This window comes from Chryseobacterium glaciei, from assembly GCF_001648155.1.
GTDB classification, from domain to species: Bacteria; Bacteroidota; Bacteroidia; order Flavobacteriales; family Weeksellaceae; genus Chryseobacterium; species Chryseobacterium glaciei.
In genome coordinates, this window is the sequence record NZ_CP015199.1 from 3,190,579 (window position 1) to 3,213,359 (window position 22,781).

Below are 22,781 nucleotides of genomic sequence, written 5' to 3' on the forward strand. Positions count from 1 at the left end.
TACCAAACAGATAAAAATTAAATAAATATTTCTGACTTTTTTTACAATATTTTATAAATCAGGCGATTAATTTTAATGTATTATTAATTTAACATAAAATTATTACAGCCTTAATAAAAATCCTACGCCAACTTAAAAACTATTATATTTGCGAAACTTGAACTATTATATGAAAGGACAAAATAAACTTTTTATAGCAATTATCGTTGCGCTTATTATTGGTGTGGGTATTGGTGGATTTGTGCATCTGCAGTATCCGGAAAGCGCAGAACCTTTTTCTAAAAACATAAAACTTCTCGGTACAGTTTTCATCAGATTGGTACAAATGATCATTGCTCCTTTGGTTTTTACGACTTTGGTTGTAGGAATTGCTAAAATGAGTGACATTAAGATGATCGGAAGAGTAGGAACTAAAGCGATGTTGTGGTTTATTTCAGCTTCCCTGATTTCTCTTTTTATTGGTTTGATATTGGTAAACTGGCTTGAACCGGGACACGTAACCAAACTTCCTATTCAGGATGCAGCATCTGCCGAAGAATTATTGAAAAGCAGCAAAGGTTTTTCTATGGAGGACTTCGTAAAACACGTAATTCCTAAAAGTATATTTGAAGCTTTTGCAACGAATGAAGTACTGCAAATTGTAGTATTCTCAATCATGTTCGGGGTTGCTTTGGCTAATATGGGTGAAGAATATTCTCAACCTGTCATTAAATTATTCGACATTGTAGCTCATGCTATTCTTAAAATGGTAGGCTACATCATGTGGTTTGCCCCGTTTGGCGTTTTGGGAGCGATAGCGGCTGTCGTCGCAACCAATGGTTTCGAAATTTTTAAAGTGTATGCTATATATTTAAGAGATTTTTTCTTTGCATTAGCTGTTCTTTGGCTGGTTTTATTATTGGTTGGATATATGATCTTAGGAAACCGTCTTTTCGAATTATTAAAAAGAATAAAAGCTCCTTTATTGATCGCCTTTTCAACAACAAGTTCAGAAGCTGTTTTCCCGAAATTGGTTGAAGAATTAGAAAGATTCGGGTGTAATAATAGAGTAGTATCATTCATTTTACCTTTAGGATATTCTTTCAATCTGGACGGAAGTATGATGTACATGACGTTTGCATCAATTTTCATCGCCCAGATCTACGGAATTGAAATGACAATCGGACAACAAATTACCATGCTTTTGGTATTAATGCTTACTTCAAAAGGTATTGCAGGAGTTCCGAGAGCGTCTTTGGTAATTATTGTAGCGACTTGTTCAATGTTCGGAATTCCACCGGAAGGTATTGCTTTAATTTTGCCGATCGACCATTTCTGTGATATGGGAAGAAGTATGACCAACGTTTTAGGAAATGCTTTGGCAACTTCTGCGGTTTCCAAATGGGAAGGGCAGTTGGAGAATCACGGTGGTGATATGTAATTAATAGTGAAATGTCAATTTAACTTCGTTAGTGAAATGTGAATTATTAATAGGAAAATTCACAAGCAAAGCGAATTCACACTTGACAATTCATATTTTATAAATTTATTTAGCTTATGCTAATTAATGGTCAATACTGAATTTTTATTTTTTCATTATTGACCATTTATTTTTTATTTAAAGCTATTCCCGCTTTCCATTGCAATCTTTTTTTTCAAAAAAGGATTTTCATTGCAATCGGGGCTAGAGCAGTTATCCTTCTTTCAAAATTTGTAATGCATGTAGATTACTTTGCTGAATGAAACGCCTTTGCGAACGAAAAATATTCTCAATAATTTTAAAGAAAACCTTTGCGAACTTTGCGTTTGAAAAAAGATTCGCCACTTCGATATGCTTCTATCAAAAATTGAAGATTAAGCGTAGCCAATGACAAAAGTATGTTAATGAAAACTTATAATAATGAATTTACAAAATCATAAAAATTTAATCACAGAAAAAGGTTTTACAGTAATCGAAAATATTTTTTCTGATGAAGAAATTAATAAGATCATTCACGTTCTCGAAAATATAGATACCTCAAAAGAAACCTTCAGAAAATCGCAAGATCTTTTTGCAATAAGACAGTTTTTAAAAGAAATTCCTGAGGTTAAAGATTTAATTTTTAATGAAAATATTAAAACGATCATCAAAGAAATCTTCGGTGAAAAATATTTTGCTGTAAAAAGTATTTATTTTGATAAGCCTGAAAAATCAAATTGGTATGTTGCCTATCATCAGGATTTAACAATTTCTGTTGATAAAAAAGTGGATTTGGAAAATTTCGGACCTTGGACAACCAAACAGAATCAGTTTGCGGTTCAGCCGCCTTTGGATATTCTTGAAAATATTTATACGATCAGAATTCATTTAGATGATACTGACGAAAATAATGGAGCTTTAAAAGTTGTTCCAAAATCTCATGCAAAAGGAATTTACAGACCGGAAACCATAAACTGGAATGTAGAAACCGAAGAAATCTGCAATGTAGAAAAAGGCGGAATTATGATCATGAAACCTTTAACGCTTCACGGTTCAAATCGTACAACAAACGGTAAGAAAAGAAGAGTTATTCACATCGAATTTTCTGATAGAAAACTTCCGGAAGAATTGAATTGGTCTGAGAAAATGAATTAACGTCAATTTTTGTCATTCAGAGAGAAACGAAGTGTAGTGAAGAATCTCTAACCTAAAACATAAAAAAACAAAACCTCTTTCGACTTGAAAGAGGTTTATTATTTAGAATAAAATTTAATAATTATTTCACAGAAATCTCATCAACAAAGATATAAGCCTGTCCGCTAGCTCCCTGATGCCATTCAGGAAGAATTCCGAAATAATAAGCTTTTACTTTTACATAGCGAGCTTCAGTGGGAAGGATATCTGTCCCAAAATCTTTAGTCTGAATGGTTTCATCTTTTGGATCAACCGTATTATCAACTGTTTTTAGAAGAATGAAATCTTTCCCATTCATAGAAGCGTAATATTCTACTTTTTTAGGCATCAAGATCCATGCTCGGCTGTCCTGAAGGTAAGTTGAAGACAATTTTGTGATCTGTTGAGGTGATTTCATATCAATAATCGCTTCAAAAGTTTGACCTTGATAGCCCAGCCATTCGCCTTTTCTCCAGTTTGTATCGCCGTTGATTCCGTCAATTAATGATAATTTTCCGCTAGCTGTATATTGTGGATTTGGTTTAGAATTTACTGTGATGTCCCAATTATTCGGTCTTCTGTTGAAATTAGACGTTATGATTGAACTTTTTTCGCCATTTCTTTCAGCATAAGCCGAAACCTGAGTGGTTTTACTGATGGTAAACGGTTCTTTGTAAGCTTTGAAAGTCTTTCTCACATTCGCATCACCTTCATCCATGGTCATGAAATACAATTTATCATTTGGATTTAAAGCTGTGATTTCAACTTTTGTAGAAAAATCAAAAATTCTGTCTGCTTTAATTACTGGCGTAGCTGTCAGCTCATCATATTTATAATCTTTGAATGATTTTGCATTCTCAAAACCTAATTTTTTAAGTTCGGCTCTGCCTGTATTTTTTGTGATTATTCTTGTTGTTCCGTCTTCCAGATGAATTTTAACCTCATCAAAATAAGGAGTGGTAGTCTGCCATTCCGGCAATCCTGGAGTTACGGAATAAATTCCCATTGTACTCAAAATATACCATGCACTCATTTGTCCACAATCTTCGTTTCCAATTAAACCATCCGGCGTATTTTTATAAAAATTATCAAGGATATATTTGATTTTTGCATCTGTTTTTTCCGGCTTATCAACATAATTGTATAAATAAGCAATGTGATGACTCGGCTCATTTCCTTGGGCGTATTGTCCCATCAAACCTGTGATATCCACCTGTTCTCTACCTGTCGTTGTATTTGGAGCAGCAAAAATAGCATCAATAAATTGTTCAAATTTTTCTTTTCCGCCATGTGCAGCAATCAATCCCGGAATATCCTGCTGAACAGAATATGAATAATGCCAAGAATTTCCTTCTGTATAATTGTTATTCACTTCTCTTGGTTCAAAAGGTTCGTTCCAATTTCCGTTTTTTCTAGGCTGCATAAATCCGTTCTTTGGATTGTACAAATTTTTCCAGTTTTGAGAACGCTTCATGAAATATTGGTAATCTTCTTTTTTACCTAAAATTTTTGCCATTTGGGCGATACACCAATCATCGTAAGCATATTCTACTGTTTTAGAAACACTTTCATGTTCGTCATCAATAGCGATATAATTATTTTGTTTGTAAGCATTTAAACCAAAAATATCCAGCATTGCAGAATTTTTAGAAGCCTGAAATGCCTTTTCAAAATCAAAACCTGTGATTCCTTTTGCCATTGCGTCTGCAATCACAGAAACCGAGTGGTAGCCGATCATACATTCGGTTTCATTGGAAGCTAGTTCCCAAACAGGTAATTTTCCGCCTTGCTCGTATTGTTTAATGAAAGTATTAATGAAATCTGACGTTCTTTTTCTGTCAATTAAAGACATCAAAGGATGCGCTCCTCTGAAAGTATCCCAAAGCGAGAAAACTGAGTAATAATTGAAGTCTTTGGCGGTGTAGAATTTGTTGTCACGGCCTCTGTATTTCCCATCAACATCCATATTGATATTTGGTTGCGTGAAAACGTGGTACATTGCTGTGTAGAAAACCGCCAGCTTATCTTTATCGGAAGATTTAACTTCAATTTTTGATAATTCTTTGTCCCAATCGGCAACAGCTTGTTTTTTGATTGACTCAAAATCATTTGATTTGCCTTCAGCTAACATATTTTTTCCGGCACCTTCATAACCTGTTGGCGAAATGGCAACTTTTACATTTATTTTTTCACCTTTTTTAACTTGGGTTGAAAATGCTAAAGCTAATTTTGTTCCCGTGAAAAGATTATTTTCATCTTTACCATTAACCAGCTTTTTTGAAATTTTCATTGGTTTTGAAAACTCAATTCTGGCATAAATATACTGATTGGTTGCCCAGGCTTCACTTCTACGAAAAACTTCGATTGTTTTATCATCAATTATTTTAACTTCACCTTCAAGCAATTTATCTCTGTGGTTGAGGTCTAAAATAATGTTTGCATTTCCTGCGCTGTTGAAAGTATATTCGTGATAACCGACTCTTTTTGTCGTTGTCAGTCGAACATCGATATTGTTTTTATCTAATTTAACGGAATAAAATCCTGCCGAAGCTTTTTCGTTTTTATGCGAAAATTTTGAAGAATATTCTTTGTTGTCCAAGCTTGGATTTCCCATTGTCGGCATCAACATAATGTCTCCGTAATCAGAAACACCGGTTCCATTAAGATGCGTGTGAGAAAAACCATAAATTACAGAGTCTGAATAATGATATCCACTGCAACCGTCCCAGCTTCCATCAACTCTTGTATCGGGTGAAAGCTGTACCATTCCGAATGGAACAATAGCACCCGGAAATGTGTGTCCGTGACCTCCTGTTCCAATAAAAGGATTTACATATTGCGAATAATTTTGAGAAAACAAATTATGGGCAATAATTCCTAAAAGAATAATTAATGTTTTTTTCATCATGTAAAAATTAAAATCGCCCTAAATTACCACAAAATTTGGTTTCACAAAAGAATTTATCTATGATTACGTTTACTTATTCTAAATAGCTAAAAATTCCGTAAATTTGTAAACAATTTATATGTATATGTTGACGAAAGAAAAGGTTCAGGATTTCCTTAAAGAGATAGAAGTAGATGATTTAGTGACTAATTTTCAGGTTATGGGTAATGATGTCTATATCGACATGACGGCTCATTCGCCTGCAATGCATGAAAAAAAGAAATTGGAAGCTGCCATGAAGCAGGCTTTTGCAAGTGAGTTTGGAGAAGAAATTAATTTAAAATTAAAGATCGTTTCTCCGGAACCTACCGAAATTCAGCAAAGTCAGATTAAAGGAAAACAAATTCCTGGAATTCAAAATATTATCGCCATTGCTTCCGGAAAAGGAGGTGTTGGTAAGTCTACAGTGGCTGCAAACCTTGCGGTTACTTTAGCAAAAATGGGTTTTAAAGTAGGGATTTTAGATGCCGATATTTATGGACCGTCTGTTCCTACAATGTTTGATACAGAAGGTCAAAAGCCGATTTCTATAGACGTTAACGGAAAAAGCTTAATGAAACCTATCGAAAATTATGGCGTGAAAATGCTTTCAATAGGATATTTCTCAGGAGCAAATCAGGCGGTAGTTTGGAGAGGTCCGATGGCTTCAAAAGCTTTAAACCAAATGATCAGAGATGCAGCTTGGGGAGAATTAGACTTTTTATTGATCGATCTTCCTCCGGGAACGGGTGATATTCACTTATCGATTATTCAGGAAGTTCCTGTGACAGGTGCGGTGATCGTAAGTACACCTCAGCACGTGGCTTTGGCAGACGTTAGAAAAGGAATTGCGATGTTTAATATGGAAAGTATTAATATTCCGGTTCTTGGATTAGTCGAAAATATGGCGTATTTTACACCGGAAGAATTACCTGACAATAAATATTATATCTTTGGAAACCAGGGAGCACAATATTTGGCTGATGATCTTGGAATTCCTGTATTGGGAGAAATTCCTTTAATTCAGAGCATCAGAGAAGCAGGTGATGTCGGAAGACCGGCAGCTTTGCAGGAAAATTCTAAAATTGCAGAAATCTACATAGAAACTGCACGTAAAATGGTAGAAAGTCTTGTTGAAAGAAACAAACACCTTCCTCCAACTGAAGCGGTGAAAATCTCCACAATGGCTGGATGTTCTCCGAAAGCAAAATAATAATTATTTTCAATACATTTGAAAAACCGAATTGAACTGAAGAAAAAAATATGGAAACAAAGATAGCACACGAAGATACTGTAACAAGAGTAATGGAGGCTTTAGAAAGTATTCGTCCGTTTTTGAATAAAGATGGAGGAGACATTGAGCTTATTGATGTGAAAGATAACTCGGTTTATGTAAAACTTTTAGGAAATTGTTCCGGTTGTTCTCTAAACTTTTCAACCCTTAAATTGGGTGTTGAAACTACTATTAAACAACACGCTCCGGAAATTGAAAAAGTAATTAACGTAGAGTAAAAAAATAAAATTGAAATATTTTTAAAGACAGGTTTTTGCCTGTCTTTTTTTGTGGTGTTGATTTGAAAATCTCACTTTTTTTAATTATATTTGAGAAAACACACAAATTATGTTTGAATTTCTTCAACATCTGGATTCTCTTCACCAAGGATTTTGGTATATCGCCTTAGGTGCCAGTTTATTCTTTTTATTTCAAACTGTTCTTACTTTTATAGGCGGTCATCATGGAGGTGACTTCAGTACTGATTTTGATGGAAATCTTCATCATGATACCCCTTTTCAGTTATTTTCATTGAGAAATCTGGTCAATTTTCTGTTAGGTTTTGGTTGGGGCGGTGTGGCGTTTTATAATTCTATAGAAAGCAAAACTTTTTTGATCATTATTTCAATATTGATAGGAATCGGTTTTGTGGTTTTATTTTTCTTTTTAATTCTTCAAATATTAAAACTTACGGAAGACAATACTTTTAAGGTCGAAAATCTGATCGGAAAAGTAGGAGAGGTTTATCTTACCATCCCAGCCAAAATGGGCGGAAAAGGGAAGATCCAGATTTCTTTGAACGGAACAAATCACGAGCTTCAGGCGATGACCGAAGCTGAGGAAAATATTCCGTCCAGTGATTCTGTGAGAGTGATTTATATTTATGATGAAACACTTGTTGTTGCAAAAATTTAATTTATTATAACATACTTATTCTTTATTTATGGCAATACCCGGAACACTTATTCTGATAGTAGTAATCGTATTTGTACTATTCGTCACGTTTTTAGCCCTTATTTCAAGGTACAAAAGATGTCCTTCAGATAAAATTTTAGTTATTTATGGTAAAACAGGAGGCAGCTCTGCAAAATGTATTCACGGAGGTGGTGCTTTTGTTTGGCCTGTTATTCAGGATTACGCTTATTTGGATCTTAAACCAATTTCAATTGAAGCTAACCTTACCAATGCATTATCCAGACAGAACATCCGTGTGGATGTACCTTGTCGATTCACCATCGCAATCTCTACAGAACCGGATTCTATGGGAAATGCGGCGGAAAGATTATTAGGATTGGCTCAGGAGCAGATTCAGGAACTTTCTAAAGATATTCTTTTCGGACAGCTTCGTTTAGTTATCGCAACGATGACGATTGAAGAGATTAACTCAGACAGAGATAAATTTTTAGATAATATTTCTAAAAATGTTGATACCGAATTAAAGAAAATTGGTTTAAAGCTAATCAACGTAAACGTTACGGATATTAGAGATGAGTCCGGATATATCGAAGCTTTAGGAAAAGAAGCTGCTGCAAAAGCGATCAATGAAGCAATCATCAGTGTTGCTGAACAAACAAAAATCGGGGAAACCGGAAAAGCGATTGCAGACAGGGAAAAAGATACTCAGATCGCCGAAACGCAAAGAGACAGAGACGTTAAAATTGCGATTACGCAAAAAGACAGAGAAGTAAGTATTGCTTCTGCAATGAAAGATGAATCCATCGGTAAAGCAGAAGCGGCAAAAGAAGCCAGAATTGCGACTTCATTAGCCAATTCAATTGCTGTAAAAGGGGAAAACGAAGCAAAAATTACCATTGCCAACTCCGACGCAGAAAGAAGAGAAAAAGAAGCAGAGGCATTAAGAATTGCAACGGCTGCCGAGAAAGTTCAAGCTGCAAGATCATTAGAGGAATCTTATCTTGCCGAACAAAAAGCAGAAACAGCCAGAGCAGAAAGAGAGCGTTCTACGCAACAGGCGAATATTGTTGTTCATGCAGAAATTGCAAAACAAAAAGCGATCATCGATGCCCAAGCAGAAGCTGAAAAAATAAGAGTACAGGCAAAAGGAGAAGCAGACGCTATCTTCGCTAAAATGGAAGCCGAAGCAAAAGGTCTTTACGAAATTCTGACAAAACAGGCTGAAGGTTACGACAAAATAATACAGGCTGCGGGAGGTGATACGAACAGTGCATTCCAGTTATTGTTAATTGAAAAACTTCCAGAATTGGTTAAAACTCAGGTTGAAGCGGTTAAGAATATTAAGATCGATAAAATTACTGTTTGGGACAGCGGAAACGGACAAGACGGTGGAACTTCTACCTCTAATTTCGTTTCAGGAATGATGAAATCTGTTCCTCCTTTGAATGACTTGTTTAATATGGCCGGGTTGAATTTACCGGAATATCTTAAAGGAAAACCGGAAGAAGTTCAGAAAGAAATTATAACAGTTGTTGAGAAGAAAGAGAAGAAGAATTTTGATGATATGACTTCTGGAAATGATGCTCCGAAAGGGGATATTCCACAGGCTTAATTACATTTCTTTAATTATAAAATAAAAATACTTCAAGGGTTTTGCTTTTGAGGTATTTTTATTTTATAATTAATATTCTAATTTTCAAACATAAGAAATTAAATAGTGATTATACTCAGGTTAATTCATTTATAATTTTTACGCTATCACCAACTTTTATTCTTTTAAGTAAATCTTTTTCAATATCGACTTCGTCATGTAAAAACTTTAGTGTACTAAAAGGATTAGTATCTCTTTTTAATTCGGAAATTAATGTAGTCATATATTCTTGGATATGTTGCACTTTGAAAAACCCCTTAGGAATTTCAAGTTTACCTAATTGTTTTTTAGTTAAAGGATCGATAATTATTTCACCCTCTTGATAAACTAAGAATCTCATGTAATTTTCAATATAATCACTTGAGCCTTTGTTTATAATAATTTGATAGTCGTCAATTTTATTTGCTACGACAATATTTAATATCTTATTCATTATATCTTATGTAATTTTTAATTATTATCAAATCTAAAATACTTTTATCATTATTGATAATTTTCTCATAAATGATTGAATAATTACGTAAAAAATTTTGTTCAAATTGAGTAATTTTAATTTGAACAAAATTTTCCTGAATATTTTCAACAAATCCTTGTGCTAGTAAAACTTGGAAATTATTAATTATATAATAAATTGAAACTGTTTGTGAAAATTCTAAACTATTATTGTTTTCAACTAAGAGTAAAAGATTTTCTTCTAAAAACTGTATAACTTTATGGTTTTTAATAATTTTAACTTTATAATTTTTATACATTTCGAATACTAATATTAAAGTAATCAATAATAAAAATGAAAAAAAGATAGTTAGAGCAGCAAACCATTTTATACTTATTTGTGAATTCCAATCAATAAAAATTGAAAAAATTCCTAAAATCCCTCCAATTATACCTATCAATACAGAGATTCCATTAAGTGATAATATTTGTTTTAGCTTTTCCTTTATCATTCGTGAATTATCTTATTTAAATTTTGAAACTAAAGGTAATAATTTATTACTGATTAAAGAAAATTGTTATAATATTATTAACAAAAAAGCTCCGGAAAATAATTCCGAAGCCTTTTGCAATCAACTAAATAATATATTCTATTTTACAATGACTCTTTTCACTTGACCTTCTGAGGTTTTTACTAAGTAAACTCCTGTAGAAAGTTTTGATGTATCTATTGTTAAAGCATTTTTCTCTTTTCCGATTAACTTGCCGGACATATCGTACAATTCGTAACCTTGCGCTCTGTTGAAATAAAGCGTATTTCCTTTTGCCACAGGATTCGGGAATATATTGAACGTGGAATTTTCAGTTTTTATTTCTCCTGTTCCTAACGTTGCAGAATTAGCTACTTCATACATAGATAAAGTTCCGCTGATCTCATTGGCAATAATCACATAACCTTTTCCTGTCGTTGTGTTTTGAGGAGCGATGTACGTGATTCCTTCTGGTCCATTGTCGCCTCCGTAAGCCGAAGTAGAACGGGAATGTTTGTAATCTGTAAACGTTGGATTATTAGGATCTGTAATGTTGTAAACCATCACGCCACCTGTTCTTTCCAGAGTAATGAAAGCGTAAGTTTGACCGTTGATTGTTCCCAATGCTACACCTTCCGGTTCAGGACCTTTTGCACGGCTTCTGTTTTTTGCACCGTTTGCTTCATTATCAGCATTAAAAATTAATGGATAATTGGCCGCAATATATCTTTCAAATTTATCGCCACTGTCATAAACGATCTGTTTTGTATCTGCATTGAAAATAGAGAACGAACGTGCTCCCAACGCAGAAATTTCTTCAAATTCTGCATCTCCGTCCGTATTTCCTGTCGCATTTGAAACTCTGAATCTTCCTAAATTATGAGAAGCTTTTAAAATATCAGCATTCGGGAAAATAGCTGGATCTAAAGTATAAGCAGCCGCTCCAACTGTCGTTCTTTCACTGAAACCTGAAAGGTCTTTTTCGTCTCCTTCATTAGCAGTTACGATATAATTGGTACTTCCGATTTTAAAGTTTTGAACAGCATCCGGAGTGTAATATGTTTTCACTGGCCAGTTCGCAATTAAAATCTCACCATTGTTATCAGAAGCATCAAAACCGTTTCCAGGTAAGCTCATGTCTTTTTTGCCTAATCCCCAAATACTTGTAATGGTTTTTGTGGCTAAATTAATTTCTGCAACAGCATTGTTTTCCTGAAGCGTAACCCAAGCTTTTTGACTATCTGCACTTACTGTAACATATTCAGGTTCTAAATCCTGAGAAAGCGTGTTGTTTGTTCTTACTTTTCTTAATCCTGTTGCGGTTAAAGCTGCAAGTTGAGAATCAAATGCATTGAAATTAAGTGTTGAAACATTAGTTTGAGTAAGATTTCCAACACCTCCAGAAATATCAATAATACTGATGGTTCCTTCCGGATCTACCGTGTAAGCATCGTTCGGCTCGCCTTCGTTAGCTGTAATAACTTTGGTTCCGTCCGGAGTGAAAGTAATCATGTCCGGTAAAGCACCAACTGTCACCTGCTTCATGAAGTTTCCATTAATATCAAAGAAAACTACCGAACCATTTAATTGAGGATTTGCGTTTGGAGAAGAAACGGCAATAATTCCGTTTTTCACAGCGATACTTGTAATTCCTCCGAATGAAGCCATATTCACGGTTTTAGTAACAACCGGAGTGGTAGGATTACTGAAATCAATAATGTCAAAAACATCAGTCAGAGAACTGATTGTGAATAATTTTTGAGATGTAGCATCATGAACGACAATTTCCGTAGAACTCGTGTTGTTTCCTGAAGGATCAAAACTTCCGATATAATTTAATTGAATCTGCTGAGAAGGAACCGGAGCCTGCTTATCATTATCAATAATATAAACTGTAGCATTATTATCACCAGAAATCGTTGCTCCAACAGGATTTTCAAGACTTACGACGAAATATTCCGCGCTTTGTTCTTCCAATGTATCATCAATAATCGGAATATTTACGGTATAACTTGTTGTTGAAGGAGTAATATTAATCGTTTGATTTGTTAAAGTAAAATCACTACTGTTTGCCGTACTGAAAGGCGCTGGTTTTACCACCAAATTCACCGTTGAAGTGGATGGATTATTAACATTAATCTTAAATGCCAAACTTCCCGCATTTTCATTTACTTTAATGAAATTTTTATCTAAAGAAATAGAAGTTCCGGCTGTTGTGAAAGTAGTTGCTGTAACTGTAGTAACCGCATTATCGCTGGTATCTTCTACCATATTTGGTTTTAAAGCCAAATAATAAGCTTGATTAGGAACTAAACCTGCAGTCGGGATTACTGTGATTTTGTTATTGCTGAATGTTGTTGTAAAGGGAACTTGTGTACCTGTAGAACTTCCAAGACGGAAATCTACAAGAGTTTGTGCATTAGAATCGTTGATCGCGGAATTGTCTGTTAATCTTACATTTTCATTAAAAGAAATCGTAGGATTTACAGTTGTTGAAGCATTATTTGTGCTGTTTGTGGGAAGATAAGCTACTGTGGGTGGAGTAGTGTCTGCACCGCCTGTTGCAGCTGCATCTACCGTAAAGTTATCAAAACGGTTGTTTCCAACAGTTCCTCCTGTACCTGCTGAGAATTCTACTTTTAATTTAAAATTCGGATTATTTGCAACGCCTGAAATTGCAGAAAAATCGAAAGTAATTAATTGTGGATTGGCATCCTGAGGAGAAACGGTCTGATAAGGTAGGAAAGTCGTTCCGTTTGTTGAATAAGACCAAGTCTGAGTTCCTGCTCCCGATCCTGATCTTCTGGTTGTGAATTTCACCACCACATTGTTATATCCTGTAGTCGGAAGGTTGAATTGTAGGTTTCCGTTAATTGGGAAATTATATCTTAAATGAGTTCCTGGAGCATCACCATTTCTGGCATTCAGGTTTTCTGTACTGAAGTTTTGTCCGGTTCCGCCTGCGAAATCTACTTCTGTTGTTCCACTTGTTACTGCGGTAAGAGAACCGTTTACCAACGTGGAAGTCGGAGCGGTAATCGCAGATGCTGAAGCATTGTTATTGAAATTCCAATAGTGAATAAGTGTCTGCCCGAAAAGTCCGCCCTGAAGAAAGAATGCGGCAATTACAGACCCTTTTAAAAGGTAATTGTTAACCATTTTTACGTAAATTAGATTTATGCAAAAATGAACTTTCTAGTTTGTAAAGGTTTTAATAGAATCTTAATAAATGATTAATAATTCTTAATAAGAATTAAATATAAATTAAAAAAGATTAAGATGTAATTAATAATGGTAGAAACTAACCTTGAAGTTTATTTCTCAATTTTTTCGGTATGATCTATCTTTTTTATAGATGATACTTTTTCTAAAGAATGCTTTTGCGTATACAAAAACCCTGAAATCGCTGTGATGATCAGTAGTATGAAAATCACTAAAATGATCCTTTTTATCATCGCTCTCATTTTGCTAAGTTTTTAATATCCTGAATTTCTAAAATTGATGTAGAATATCCTTTTTGCACAGCATTGATCATCGCTTTTCCAACCTCATGTAATGTCAAAGATTTTGAAGGCAGAAGAATAGGGAAGAGCCATATGACAGGTTTGAAAAACCATTTTACATTTACTTGTCCGTCAACAGGTTTCATAAATCCGGGACGGAAATTATAAGCATCTTTAAAGCCCAATTTCTTCAAATCGTTTTCTGTTTTTCCTTTTACTCTCGCCCACATCAGTTTTCCGCTTTCTGTTTTGTCGGTATGAGCGCCTGAAACATAGTTGAAAACCATTTCCGGATTGAGATTTAAAAGAACTTTGGCAAAATGTAAAGTCGTGTCGTAAGTGATTTTGGTATAATCTTGTTCGTTCATTCCAACACTGCTGATTCCGGCGCAGAAAAAACAGGCATCGTAACCTTTTAGATTTTCATCGTTTAAATCAATTCCAAAGAAATCGGGAACTAAATATTCTTTTAGTTTCGCGTGTGTTTTTCCAGATGGTTTTCTGCTTACACTTAGAACCTCAGAAATGTTAGGATTTTCAAGGCATTCCAGTAAAACGCCTTCGCCTACCATTCCTGTTGCACCTGTCAGAATTATTTTGATCGAGCTCATTTTTTTAATGTTATAAAGTAATGACGTTTCCGGATTTGTTTTTACTTTAAGTAAATTACAAAAAATAGGTTATTGTTGAAATTATTTTTTATTGTGGTGATGGCTTCGAAAATTTTAGCTATTAATAGAGAAAATTATTTGATGAAACACTAATTTGAAAACTTATCAAATGGTTGTCAAAGCTCTGTAAAACTGGATGCTAAGATTCTCCGAAGTCTCCCGTTTTTTTGACTAATATTTCTAATGATGACCAAATCCCTAGCCCCGATCGCAGCATTTGTTTGAGCTCATTTTTTTGGTTTCGGCGCGGCGGCAAAGCCGCGCCGAAACCAAAAAAATAGCGAGTGCGGAGAGCGGGAAATAGCTTCTGAAAATATAAATAATGAGTAATTGGTGATCAATAATGATAACTCTCGCATATTCAAAATAAAAAAACCAGCCAAAAAATGACCGGTTTTACTATTATATTGTAAGCTTATAATTACTTTTTATCGTGCAACTGACTGTAAATATTATGAATAAGTCCATCCGCAACAGAGATTCTTGGAACAAAAATTCTACTGATATCAGACCATGTCATGACGTTATTGAAAATCTTTAAAGCGTGAGCCACAACATCAGCTCTGTCTTCTCTGAGGTTATGCTTTGTCATTCTTTCTTCCACAGAAAGTTCATTAAATTCTTTGTATACCTTTTTAAGATGAGAAAGAGTCATTGCTTTTCCATCTTTGGTTTTGCTCATGGAGAAAACTTTGTTGATATTTCCTCCTGAACCGATGGCAACAATAGGTTTTTTGCTTGAAATATTGTTATTGATCTCTTCTTTCATCTCTTTCCAGTTCTCGAAAGTAACCAGATTATTCAGCAAACGTATTGTTCCGATGTTGAAAGATTTTTCATAGACCATTTTGCCGTTTTCGTAAAAGGTAAGTTCGGTAGAACCACCGCCAACATCGATATAAAGATAGGCGAATTCTTTGTCTAAGCCTTCTGCTACGTGATTTTCATAGATAAGAGTCGCTTCTTCGTCTCCTGAAATAATCTCGATTTCAATTCCGGAAGCTTTTTTTACCTGTTTAATGATTTCCTGACCGTTGATGGCGTCACGCATCGCGCTCGTAGCACAAGCTCTGTAATGCTCAACCTTGTAGATTTTCATTAAGTCACTGAAAATTTTCATGGAATCGATCACCATTTTTTCTCTTTCTTCACCGATCTTTCCCAATGTAAAAACATCCATACCCAATCTCAGAGGGATTCTCAGAAGATTAAGCTTGATGAATTCAGGCTTATTGTTGTTAATTTTTACTTCATTAATTAAAAGTCGGGCTGCGTTACTACCAATGTCTATAGCTGCGATCTTCATTTTTTGCTTGTTTTAGCTTTTAAATATTTATAAGTTTCTATCTGAGAACGGCATTCTTCTTTTCCATTGCTGATATATTCGTTGCTCAATTTTTTGTCTAAAATACGAGCTTTTACGTTATCTCTCAACTGAATGTCCAGAATTTCTTTTAATTCTTTCTTCAGATCTTTATCGGTGATCTTGGCTGCGGCTTCAATTCTGTAGTCAAGGTTTCTGGTCATCCAGTCTGCTGAGGAAATATACATATCTTCCGCGCCTTTATTGTAGAAATACATTACTCTGGCGTGTTCCAGATATTCATCCACAATACTGATAGCTTTTATCTTTTCTTTGAAATCTTTCTGATTTACAGCACAATAAATACCTCTTACAATGATTTTTATGATAACGCCGGCAATAGAAGCCTCGTATAGTTTTGTAATTAAAGCACGGTCGCTTACCGAATTGGCTTTAATGATCATTTCTGCTCTTCTTCCTGCTTTTGCTTCCTCGATTTCTTTATCAATATGATGAACGATCTTTTCACGCATAAACTGTGGACAAACCAATAAATTTTTGCAAGTCTTCAAAATAGGCAAGTAATCTTCTCTGGATTTCTTTAATACATTGAAAATTTTATTAATATCTGCCATCACATGACGATCCGAAGTCATTAATAAATGATCACCATAAATTTTAGCTGTTTTTTCGTTAAAATTTCCTGTGCTTACAAAGCCGTATTGAAGGGTTTTATTTTGTGCTCTTTTCTTAATGATACAAAGCTTGGCGTGAACTTTTTTGTCCGGAATTCCCACTAAAACAGTAATTCCTTCCGGTTCCAGCATTTCTTTCCATTTTAAGTTGGATTCTTCATCAAATCTTGCCTGAAGTTCAAGCATTACGGTAACATCTTTACCATTTCTTGCGGCATAAATCAAAGCATTAATGATTTTTGAACTGCTCGCCAGACGGTATGCTGTGATTTGAATTGATTTTACATCAGGATCCATTGCCGCCTCACGAAGAAGGTCAATTACAGGAGTATATTTATGGTAAGGGAAGGTAAGAAGGACATCTTTTGCGAGAATAACATCTGTCACTCTTTCGCCATGTTCAAAAGCTTGATGTTCAAAAGAAGTTCTTTCTGCAGGTCTTGCATAGGATTCAAAAACATCAGGAAAATCCATGAAATGTTTAAAATTATGAATTTTTCCTCCCGGAATAATGCTGTCTTTCTTGGTTAAATTCAGTTTACGGATAAGCAATTCCAATAACGCTTTATCCATATCTTTATCGAAAACAAACCTTGTTGGCTTTCCTTTTCTTCTGTTTTTAATTCCTTTTTCTATTTTTTCTGCGAAATTGGTTCTGATGTCGTTATCAAGATCCATTTCGGCATCTTTTGTTACTTTGAAAGCGTTTGCAGCAAATTCGTCATATCCGAAATAAGAGAAAATATGCGGTAGATTGAACGTAATAACATCTTCCAATAGCATCACATTTTTCTCTTCCGGATCTTCTGTCGGAAGCAATACAAATCTTCCCACAAAACGCGACGGAATTTCAATGATCGCATAATTGCTGGAATATTGCCAGTCTTTTTTTCTCATCGCAACACCCAAATAAAGACTTTTGTCCCTCATATAAGGCATTGGTGTGTTTTCGTGAAGAAGAATTGGGATAACATTCGCTTCCACAACTTCATCAAAATACGTTCTTACAAACTCTTTTTGTCTGGCCGTTAAGTTTTTAGAATTTTTAATGAAAACCTTTTGATCCGCCATTTCGGTCTGAATTTTTTTCCAGGTCTTATCAAAATTCTGCTGATGTTTAATGACAATTTCATTAATATTTTGAAGGATCTTGGAAGGTGGCTGATAAAAAGATTCAGCGATTACTTTTTCCTTGAAATCCATGGCGCGTTTTAATCCGGCAACCCGCACTCTGAAAAATTCATCTAAATTATTAGAAAAAATCCCAAGAAAACGGATTCTCAGATGTAATGGTACATTTTCGTCCATCGCTTCCTGCAAAACTCTTTCGTTGAAGGCAAGCCATGTGATATCTCTCGGATTAAAGTGTAATGACATTCTCTAGTTTATAATTTGTCAAAAATAATAATTCGTACGCTTTTCAACTATTTTTCTAGGTTAAACTTTGATTAATTTTTAATGTTTTAAATAAAGAACAAAAGAAAAGATAATTTTCTGTAAGGATTTTGAAACGATTCCGACTATAGTTATAAAGATAAGTTATAATTATAAAAAATTATTTATGAAAAAGTGTTTATTATTAATTATCGGTTTTTTAATGACCAATACATATGCACAGAGAGGATGTGCAACGGATCAGAAAATGAAAGAATTTTTTCAAAAAAATCCTCAGGCTTTAGAAAGAAAAGCAGATCTGCGAAACTTTCTTATTAACAAAAATAATACGGCGAAATCTCCACAAACTGTAGTTACAATTCCTGTGGTTGTGCATGTATTATATAAGAATGCAACGCAAAATATTTCTGATGCTCAAATTGCATCACAAATTGCAGTTCTGAATAACGATTTCAGAAAGATGAACTCAGACTTTAATACTGTGGTTCCGAATGCATTCAAACCAATGGCTGCAGATCTGGAATTAGCTTTCTGTATGGCAACAAAAGATCCCAACGGAAACCCAACAACCGGTATTGAAAGAAAATCTGTACCCTCGAATTTTGATTTCGAAGGAGATTATTATATTGCTTCAGGAGCTTTAGCATGGGATCCTACAAAATATTTGAATATTTGGATAGGACAAATGCCGCCCGGAATTTTAGGGCAAGCGTATCTTCCTGATGCTGCAGGATTAGAGCTTGATGGTCTGGCAATTGGTTATCAGTATTTTGGGACAATCGGTACGGTATCTGCTCCTTTTAATAAAGGAAGAACGGCAACTCACGAAATCGGACATTATTTTGGGTTGGAACATATTTGGGGACTTGACGGAAGTGCTTGTGGAACCTCTGATAATGATGACTTTTGTGCTGATACTCCTGCTACTGACAGTCCGTATTATGACTCACCTACATTTCCGGATAACCAACTTACATGTACACCTTCTGCAAACGGAGCCATGTTTATGAATTTTATGGATTATGTAGATGATGCCGCAATGGCAATGTTTAGTAATAATCAAAAAACAATCACAAGTAACACAATGGCAGGCCCACGTGCCAGTTTACTTAATACCAATGGATGTTCTTCTACTGTTTTAGGTACAAATGAAAGTGAAAAAGCAAATTCTATTACTGTTTTTCCTAATCCGACCACAGAATATGTTTCTATAGCTTCACCGTTGGTTAAAATTAATGAAGCAGAGATATTTAATTCTGAAGGCAGATTGGTAAGAAAAGCTTTTATTAAAAATGAGACTGACAAAATTAATGTCAAAGATTTGGCAACCGGAACCTATTATGTAAGAACTTATAATGACAAACAGTTCGTTAAATCTATGAAATTTATTAAGAAATAAGTGAAAAAATTTCCTACTATTTACTTTTAAACCTCGATCATATCGGGGTTTTATTTTTTAATATGTCAATTTGTCACAAAAAACTATATGGTACAGATATTGAGAAATAGAGATTGTAATTAATAATTAAAATTAGAAAAAATATAAATATTATGAGTAAAATAATTGGAATTGACTTAGGAACAACCAACTCTTGCGTTGCAGTAATGGAAGGTAAAGATGCTGTTGTTATTCCTAATGCAGAAGGTAAAAGAACGACACCTTCTATTGTAGCATTTACAGAAGATGGTGAAAGAAAAGTAGGAGATCCTGCAAAAAGACAGGCTGTAACGAATCCAAAAAAGACAGTATATTCTATCAAAAGATTTATTGGAACTCATTTTAAAGATGATGCAAGTGAAATTTCAAGAGTACCTTACGACGTAGTAAAAGGTCCGAATGACACTGTAAAAGTTAAAATTGACGATAGAGAATATACTCCACAGGAAATTTCTGCAATGACGCTTCAGAAAATGAAGAAAACTGCTGAAGATTATCTTGGACAAGAAGTAACAAGAGCGGTAATTACTGTTCCGGCTTACTTCAACGATGCACAAAGACAGGCTACTAAAGAAGCAGGAGAAATCGCTGGTCTTACAGTAGAAAGAATTATCAACGAACCAACTGCAGCTGCATTGGCTTACGGTATGGATAAGGCTCACAAAGATCAGAAGATCGCTGTTTATGACCTTGGAGGTGGTACTTTCGACGTTTCTATCCTAGATTTAGGAGACGGGGTTTTCGAAGTATTGTCTACAAACGGTGATACACACTTAGGAGGTGATGACTTTGATGATGTAATTATCAACTGGATGGCTGACGAGTTCAAAGCTGAAGAAGGAGTTGAATTAAAATCTGATGCAATCGCACTACAGAGATTAAAAGAAGCTGCTGAAAAAGCAAAAATTGAATTATCTTCTTCTCCACAAACTGAAATCAACTTACCATATATCACTGCTACAGCTACAGGTCCTAAACACTTAGTGAAGACTTTAACTAAAGCTAAATTCGAGCAATTAGCGGCAGACTTAGTAAGAAGATCTATGGAGCCTTGTAAAAAAGCGCTTTCTGATGCAGGTCTTTCTATCTCAGATATCGATGAGGTAATCTTGGTTGGAGGTTCTACAAGAATCCCTATCATTCAGGAAGAAGTTGAAAAATTCTTCGGTAAAAAACCATCTAAAGGAGTAAACCCTGACGAAGTAGTAGCAATTGGTGCTGCAATTCAAGGAGGAGTTCTTACAGGAGACGTAACAGATGTATTACTTCTTGACGTTACTCCACTTTCTTTAGGTATCGAAACTATGGGTTCTGTATTCACTAAATTAATTGAATCAAACACTACGATCCCAACTAAAAAATCTGAAGTATTCTCTACAGCTTCTGACAATCAGCCAGCTGTAAGCATCAGAGTAGGACAAGGTGAAAGACCAATGTTCAACGATAACAAAGAGATCGGTAGATTTGATCTTACTGACATTCCACCAGCACAAAGAGGAGTTCCTCAGATCGAAGTAACTTTTGATATTGATGCAAACGGAATCTTGAGCGTTTCTGCTAAAGATAAAGGTACAGGTAAAGAGCAGTCTATTAAAATCCAAGCATCTTCAGGTCTTTCTGACGAAGAAATCGAAAGAATGAAAAAAGAAGCTCAGGAAAACTCTGCATCTGATGCTAAGAGAAAAGAAGAAGTTGAAATCTTCAACAAAGCTGACGGATTGATCTTCCAAACTGAAAAGCAATTGAAAGAGTTTGGTGATAAATTATCAGCTGACAAAAAAGCAGCAATCGAAGCAGCTCACGCAGAATTGAAAACAGCTTTCGAAGCTAAAAATGGTGATGATGTTAAAGCTAAAACAGAAGTTTTAGATGCAGCTTGGATGGCAGCTTCAGAAGAAATGTATGCAGCAGGACAGCAGGCAGACGGAGCAGGAGCTCAAAACCCTGGAGGTAATGCAAATGCAGGAGGTGCTGAAGATGTACAGGATGCAGACTTCGAAGAAGTGAAATAATTATTGATTAAACAATAATAACAAATAATAAAAATCCGCTTTAAACGAACGTTTAAAGCGGATTTTTTATGTTTATACTTTTCTGTTAACTTCTTTTATTGTTGTTTTTTTACCATATAATTGTATCATATTTGTACCGCACCATAATTGGAGAACATGAGCAACTTGTTATGTATTAATTGGTTGTAAGCATTTTGGAGATTCAATATTAATCTAAAAAAGTAAGTATTGTGGGATTTAGTAAATTGAAAATACCGAGAGTTTATAAGCATTGCCAGTTTGATGAATTTAAAAAAGTGCGATAAGAAAATATTTGTAAAAATGTATTTCAATCTTCTTCAATATATAAAGTATTAATTGAACTAATTAGTAAAATAATTTGAGCTAAAAAGAATATTGTATTTTGTAGAAGATCCATAAATTTATGTAATCTCAATTTGAACGTATGTTTTATTTTTTAGAATTTACTATATAATGATTTAATGCTTTAATGCTTATTGTTTAACTTAGCATTACCCATAAATTAATCAAATTGAGTAATATAAAAAGTAAGTAAATGAAAAAAATGATTAAAGTTCCAACTTCTTTGATTGGTGGTGATGCTCCACAAAATTCTCTAATGTTAGATGGTTGTTCTGTAATCGAGCAGTGCATACACAGTACAGAAGTTAAAGGAACAATGTATCTAGAACAGCATTTGCTCCTTATTGTACTTGAAGGATCTGTTGTTTTGACCTATGGAAAACAGGAATATAAGCTTGGCAAGAACGATATGATTTTGCTTAAAAAGGCAACTGCGGTAAAATATCATAAATTCGGCAATGCTGAAAATGATAATATCTATGACAGCTTAATGTTCAGCATCAAAGATGATATTCTAAAATCATTTTTGTCAACTTCAGAAATTAAGGTGTTAAAACCTGAAGGAGAAATCAAAACAGGGGCTTACCCAATGAATAAGTGTTTGGTTGCATTTGCCCATTCCATGAAGCCTTACTTTTTTGATCATTCTGTGGTTCATCCCGGACAGCTTCGCCTAAAGATTATGGAATTATTATACGATGTTGCGGAATGCAATCGAAGCATGTTTTTACAAATCCTCCAGTTACACGAGCCGGTACGAACAGATATCCGTAACGTGGTAGAACAGCATTATGCTTCACCGGTTTCTGTTTCCGAACTGGCGTATCTTTCCGGCAGAAGTTTGTCAAGTTTTAAGAGAGATTTTCAGAATATATACAATGTTGCACCTGCAACCTGGATCAGAGAAAAGAGATTGGAAAAGGCTAAAGATATGTTGGAAACAACAATGCTGTCTGTTTCAGATATTTGTTACTCCTTAGGATTTGAGAATGTCTCTCACTTTTCAAGAATATATAAAGAATTTCACGGACAGGCACCAAGTACCTCTCGTTAGTAGATAATT

Annotated in this window: 16 protein-coding genes; 9 read left to right on the forward strand and 7 right to left on the reverse strand. The window is 34.6% G+C overall.

Annotated elements, in window-relative coordinates; all coding sequences use genetic code 11:
• The first annotated feature begins 169 nt into the window (after nucleotides 1-169).
• Entirely contained in the window at nucleotides 170-1,420 is a 1,251-nt protein-coding gene (locus A0O34_RS14285; protein ID WP_066755722.1) for a dicarboxylate/amino acid:cation symporter, read from the forward strand.
• 459 nt (nucleotides 1,421-1,879) lie between these two features.
• Nucleotides 1,880-2,593, forward strand: a complete 714-nt coding sequence (locus A0O34_RS14290; protein WP_066755725.1) for a phytanoyl-CoA dioxygenase family protein — start codon at nucleotides 1,880-1,882, stop codon at nucleotides 2,591-2,593.
• A 121-nt stretch (nucleotides 2,594-2,714) separates the two neighbouring features.
• Here the strand turns inward: A0O34_RS14290 and A0O34_RS14295 are convergent, their stop codons facing one another.
• On the reverse strand, nucleotides 2,715-5,516 hold the full coding sequence (locus A0O34_RS14295; RefSeq protein WP_066759738.1) for a GH92 family glycosyl hydrolase: 2,802 nt from the start codon (nucleotides 5,514-5,516) through the stop codon (nucleotides 2,715-2,717).
• A 127-nt stretch (nucleotides 5,517-5,643) separates the two neighbouring features.
• On the opposite strand from A0O34_RS14295, the gene A0O34_RS14300 reads away from it, so the two are divergent.
• From A0O34_RS14300 to A0O34_RS14315, 4 genes are all read left to right on the forward strand, one after another.
• A complete protein-coding gene (locus A0O34_RS14300) occupies nucleotides 5,644-6,750 on the forward strand; it encodes an Mrp/NBP35 family ATP-binding protein (protein ID WP_066755728.1) in 1,107 nt (368 codons plus the stop codon).
• 50 nt (nucleotides 6,751-6,800) lie between these two features.
• On the forward strand, nucleotides 6,801-7,049 hold the full coding sequence (locus A0O34_RS14305) for a NifU family protein (protein WP_066755730.1): 249 nt from the start codon (nucleotides 6,801-6,803) through the stop codon (nucleotides 7,047-7,049).
• 109 nt (nucleotides 7,050-7,158) lie between these two features.
• Nucleotides 7,159-7,725 (forward strand): NfeD family protein, encoded by a 567-nt coding sequence (locus A0O34_RS14310; RefSeq protein ID WP_066755734.1) that lies wholly within the window; start codon nucleotides 7,159-7,161, stop codon nucleotides 7,723-7,725.
• A 28-nt stretch (nucleotides 7,726-7,753) separates the two neighbouring features.
• On the forward strand, nucleotides 7,754-9,337 hold the full coding sequence (locus tag A0O34_RS14315) for a flotillin family protein (RefSeq protein ID WP_066755737.1): 1,584 nt from the start codon (nucleotides 7,754-7,756) through the stop codon (nucleotides 9,335-9,337).
• A gap of 115 nt (nucleotides 9,338-9,452) precedes the next feature.
• On the opposite strand, the gene A0O34_RS14320 is transcribed toward A0O34_RS14315, so the two are convergent.
• From A0O34_RS14320 to ppk1, 6 genes are all read right to left on the reverse strand, one after another.
• Nucleotides 9,453-9,809 carry a hypothetical protein gene (locus A0O34_RS14320; protein WP_066755740.1) on the reverse strand — a complete coding sequence of 119 codons (357 nt, stop codon included), beginning with the start codon at nucleotides 9,807-9,809 and terminating at the stop codon, nucleotides 9,453-9,455.
• Nucleotides 9,802-10,320 carry a hypothetical protein gene (locus A0O34_RS14325; protein ID WP_066755741.1) on the reverse strand — a complete coding sequence of 173 codons (519 nt, stop codon included), beginning with the start codon at nucleotides 10,318-10,320 and terminating at the stop codon, nucleotides 9,802-9,804. Before A0O34_RS14325 ends, A0O34_RS14320 begins: the two co-directional genes overlap by 8 nt.
• Before the next feature lie 138 nt (nucleotides 10,321-10,458).
• Nucleotides 10,459-13,497 (reverse strand): choice-of-anchor I family protein, encoded by a 3,039-nt coding sequence (locus A0O34_RS14330; RefSeq protein ID WP_066755743.1) that lies wholly within the window; start codon nucleotides 13,495-13,497, stop codon nucleotides 10,459-10,461.
• A 301-nt stretch (nucleotides 13,498-13,798) separates the two neighbouring features.
• Complete coding sequence (locus A0O34_RS14335) at nucleotides 13,799-14,452, reverse strand: NAD-dependent epimerase/dehydratase family protein (RefSeq protein WP_066755746.1); 654 nt, start codon at nucleotides 14,450-14,452, stop codon at nucleotides 13,799-13,801.
• Between the two features lie 481 nt (nucleotides 14,453-14,933).
• Nucleotides 14,934-15,818 (reverse strand): Ppx/GppA phosphatase family protein, encoded by an 885-nt coding sequence (locus tag A0O34_RS14340; RefSeq protein ID WP_066755749.1) that lies wholly within the window; start codon nucleotides 15,816-15,818, stop codon nucleotides 14,934-14,936.
• The gene (gene ppk1 / locus A0O34_RS14345; RefSeq protein ID WP_066755752.1) at nucleotides 15,815-17,887 is read right to left on the reverse strand and encodes a polyphosphate kinase 1; all 2,073 of its coding nucleotides are present in this window, start codon (nucleotides 17,885-17,887) and stop codon (nucleotides 15,815-15,817) included. Before ppk1 ends, A0O34_RS14340 begins: the two co-directional genes overlap by 4 nt.
• Before the next feature lie 184 nt (nucleotides 17,888-18,071).
• Between ppk1 and A0O34_RS14350 the strand changes: the two genes are divergently transcribed.
• The 3 genes from A0O34_RS14350 (at nucleotide 18,072) to A0O34_RS14360 (ending at nucleotide 22,772) form a co-directional block, all read left to right on the forward strand.
• Nucleotides 18,072-19,304, forward strand: coding sequence for a M43 family zinc metalloprotease (locus A0O34_RS14350; protein WP_082891166.1), 1,233 nt, complete (start codon nucleotides 18,072-18,074; stop codon nucleotides 19,302-19,304).
• A gap of 152 nt (nucleotides 19,305-19,456) precedes the next feature.
• A complete protein-coding gene (gene dnaK, locus A0O34_RS14355; RefSeq protein WP_066755758.1) occupies nucleotides 19,457-21,355 on the forward strand; it encodes a molecular chaperone DnaK in 1,899 nt (632 codons plus the stop codon).
• A 556-nt stretch (nucleotides 21,356-21,911) separates the two neighbouring features.
• Nucleotides 21,912-22,772, forward strand: a complete 861-nt coding sequence (locus A0O34_RS14360) for an AraC family transcriptional regulator (RefSeq protein WP_066755762.1) — start codon at nucleotides 21,912-21,914, stop codon at nucleotides 22,770-22,772.
• Nucleotides 22,773-22,781 lie beyond the last annotated feature (9 nt).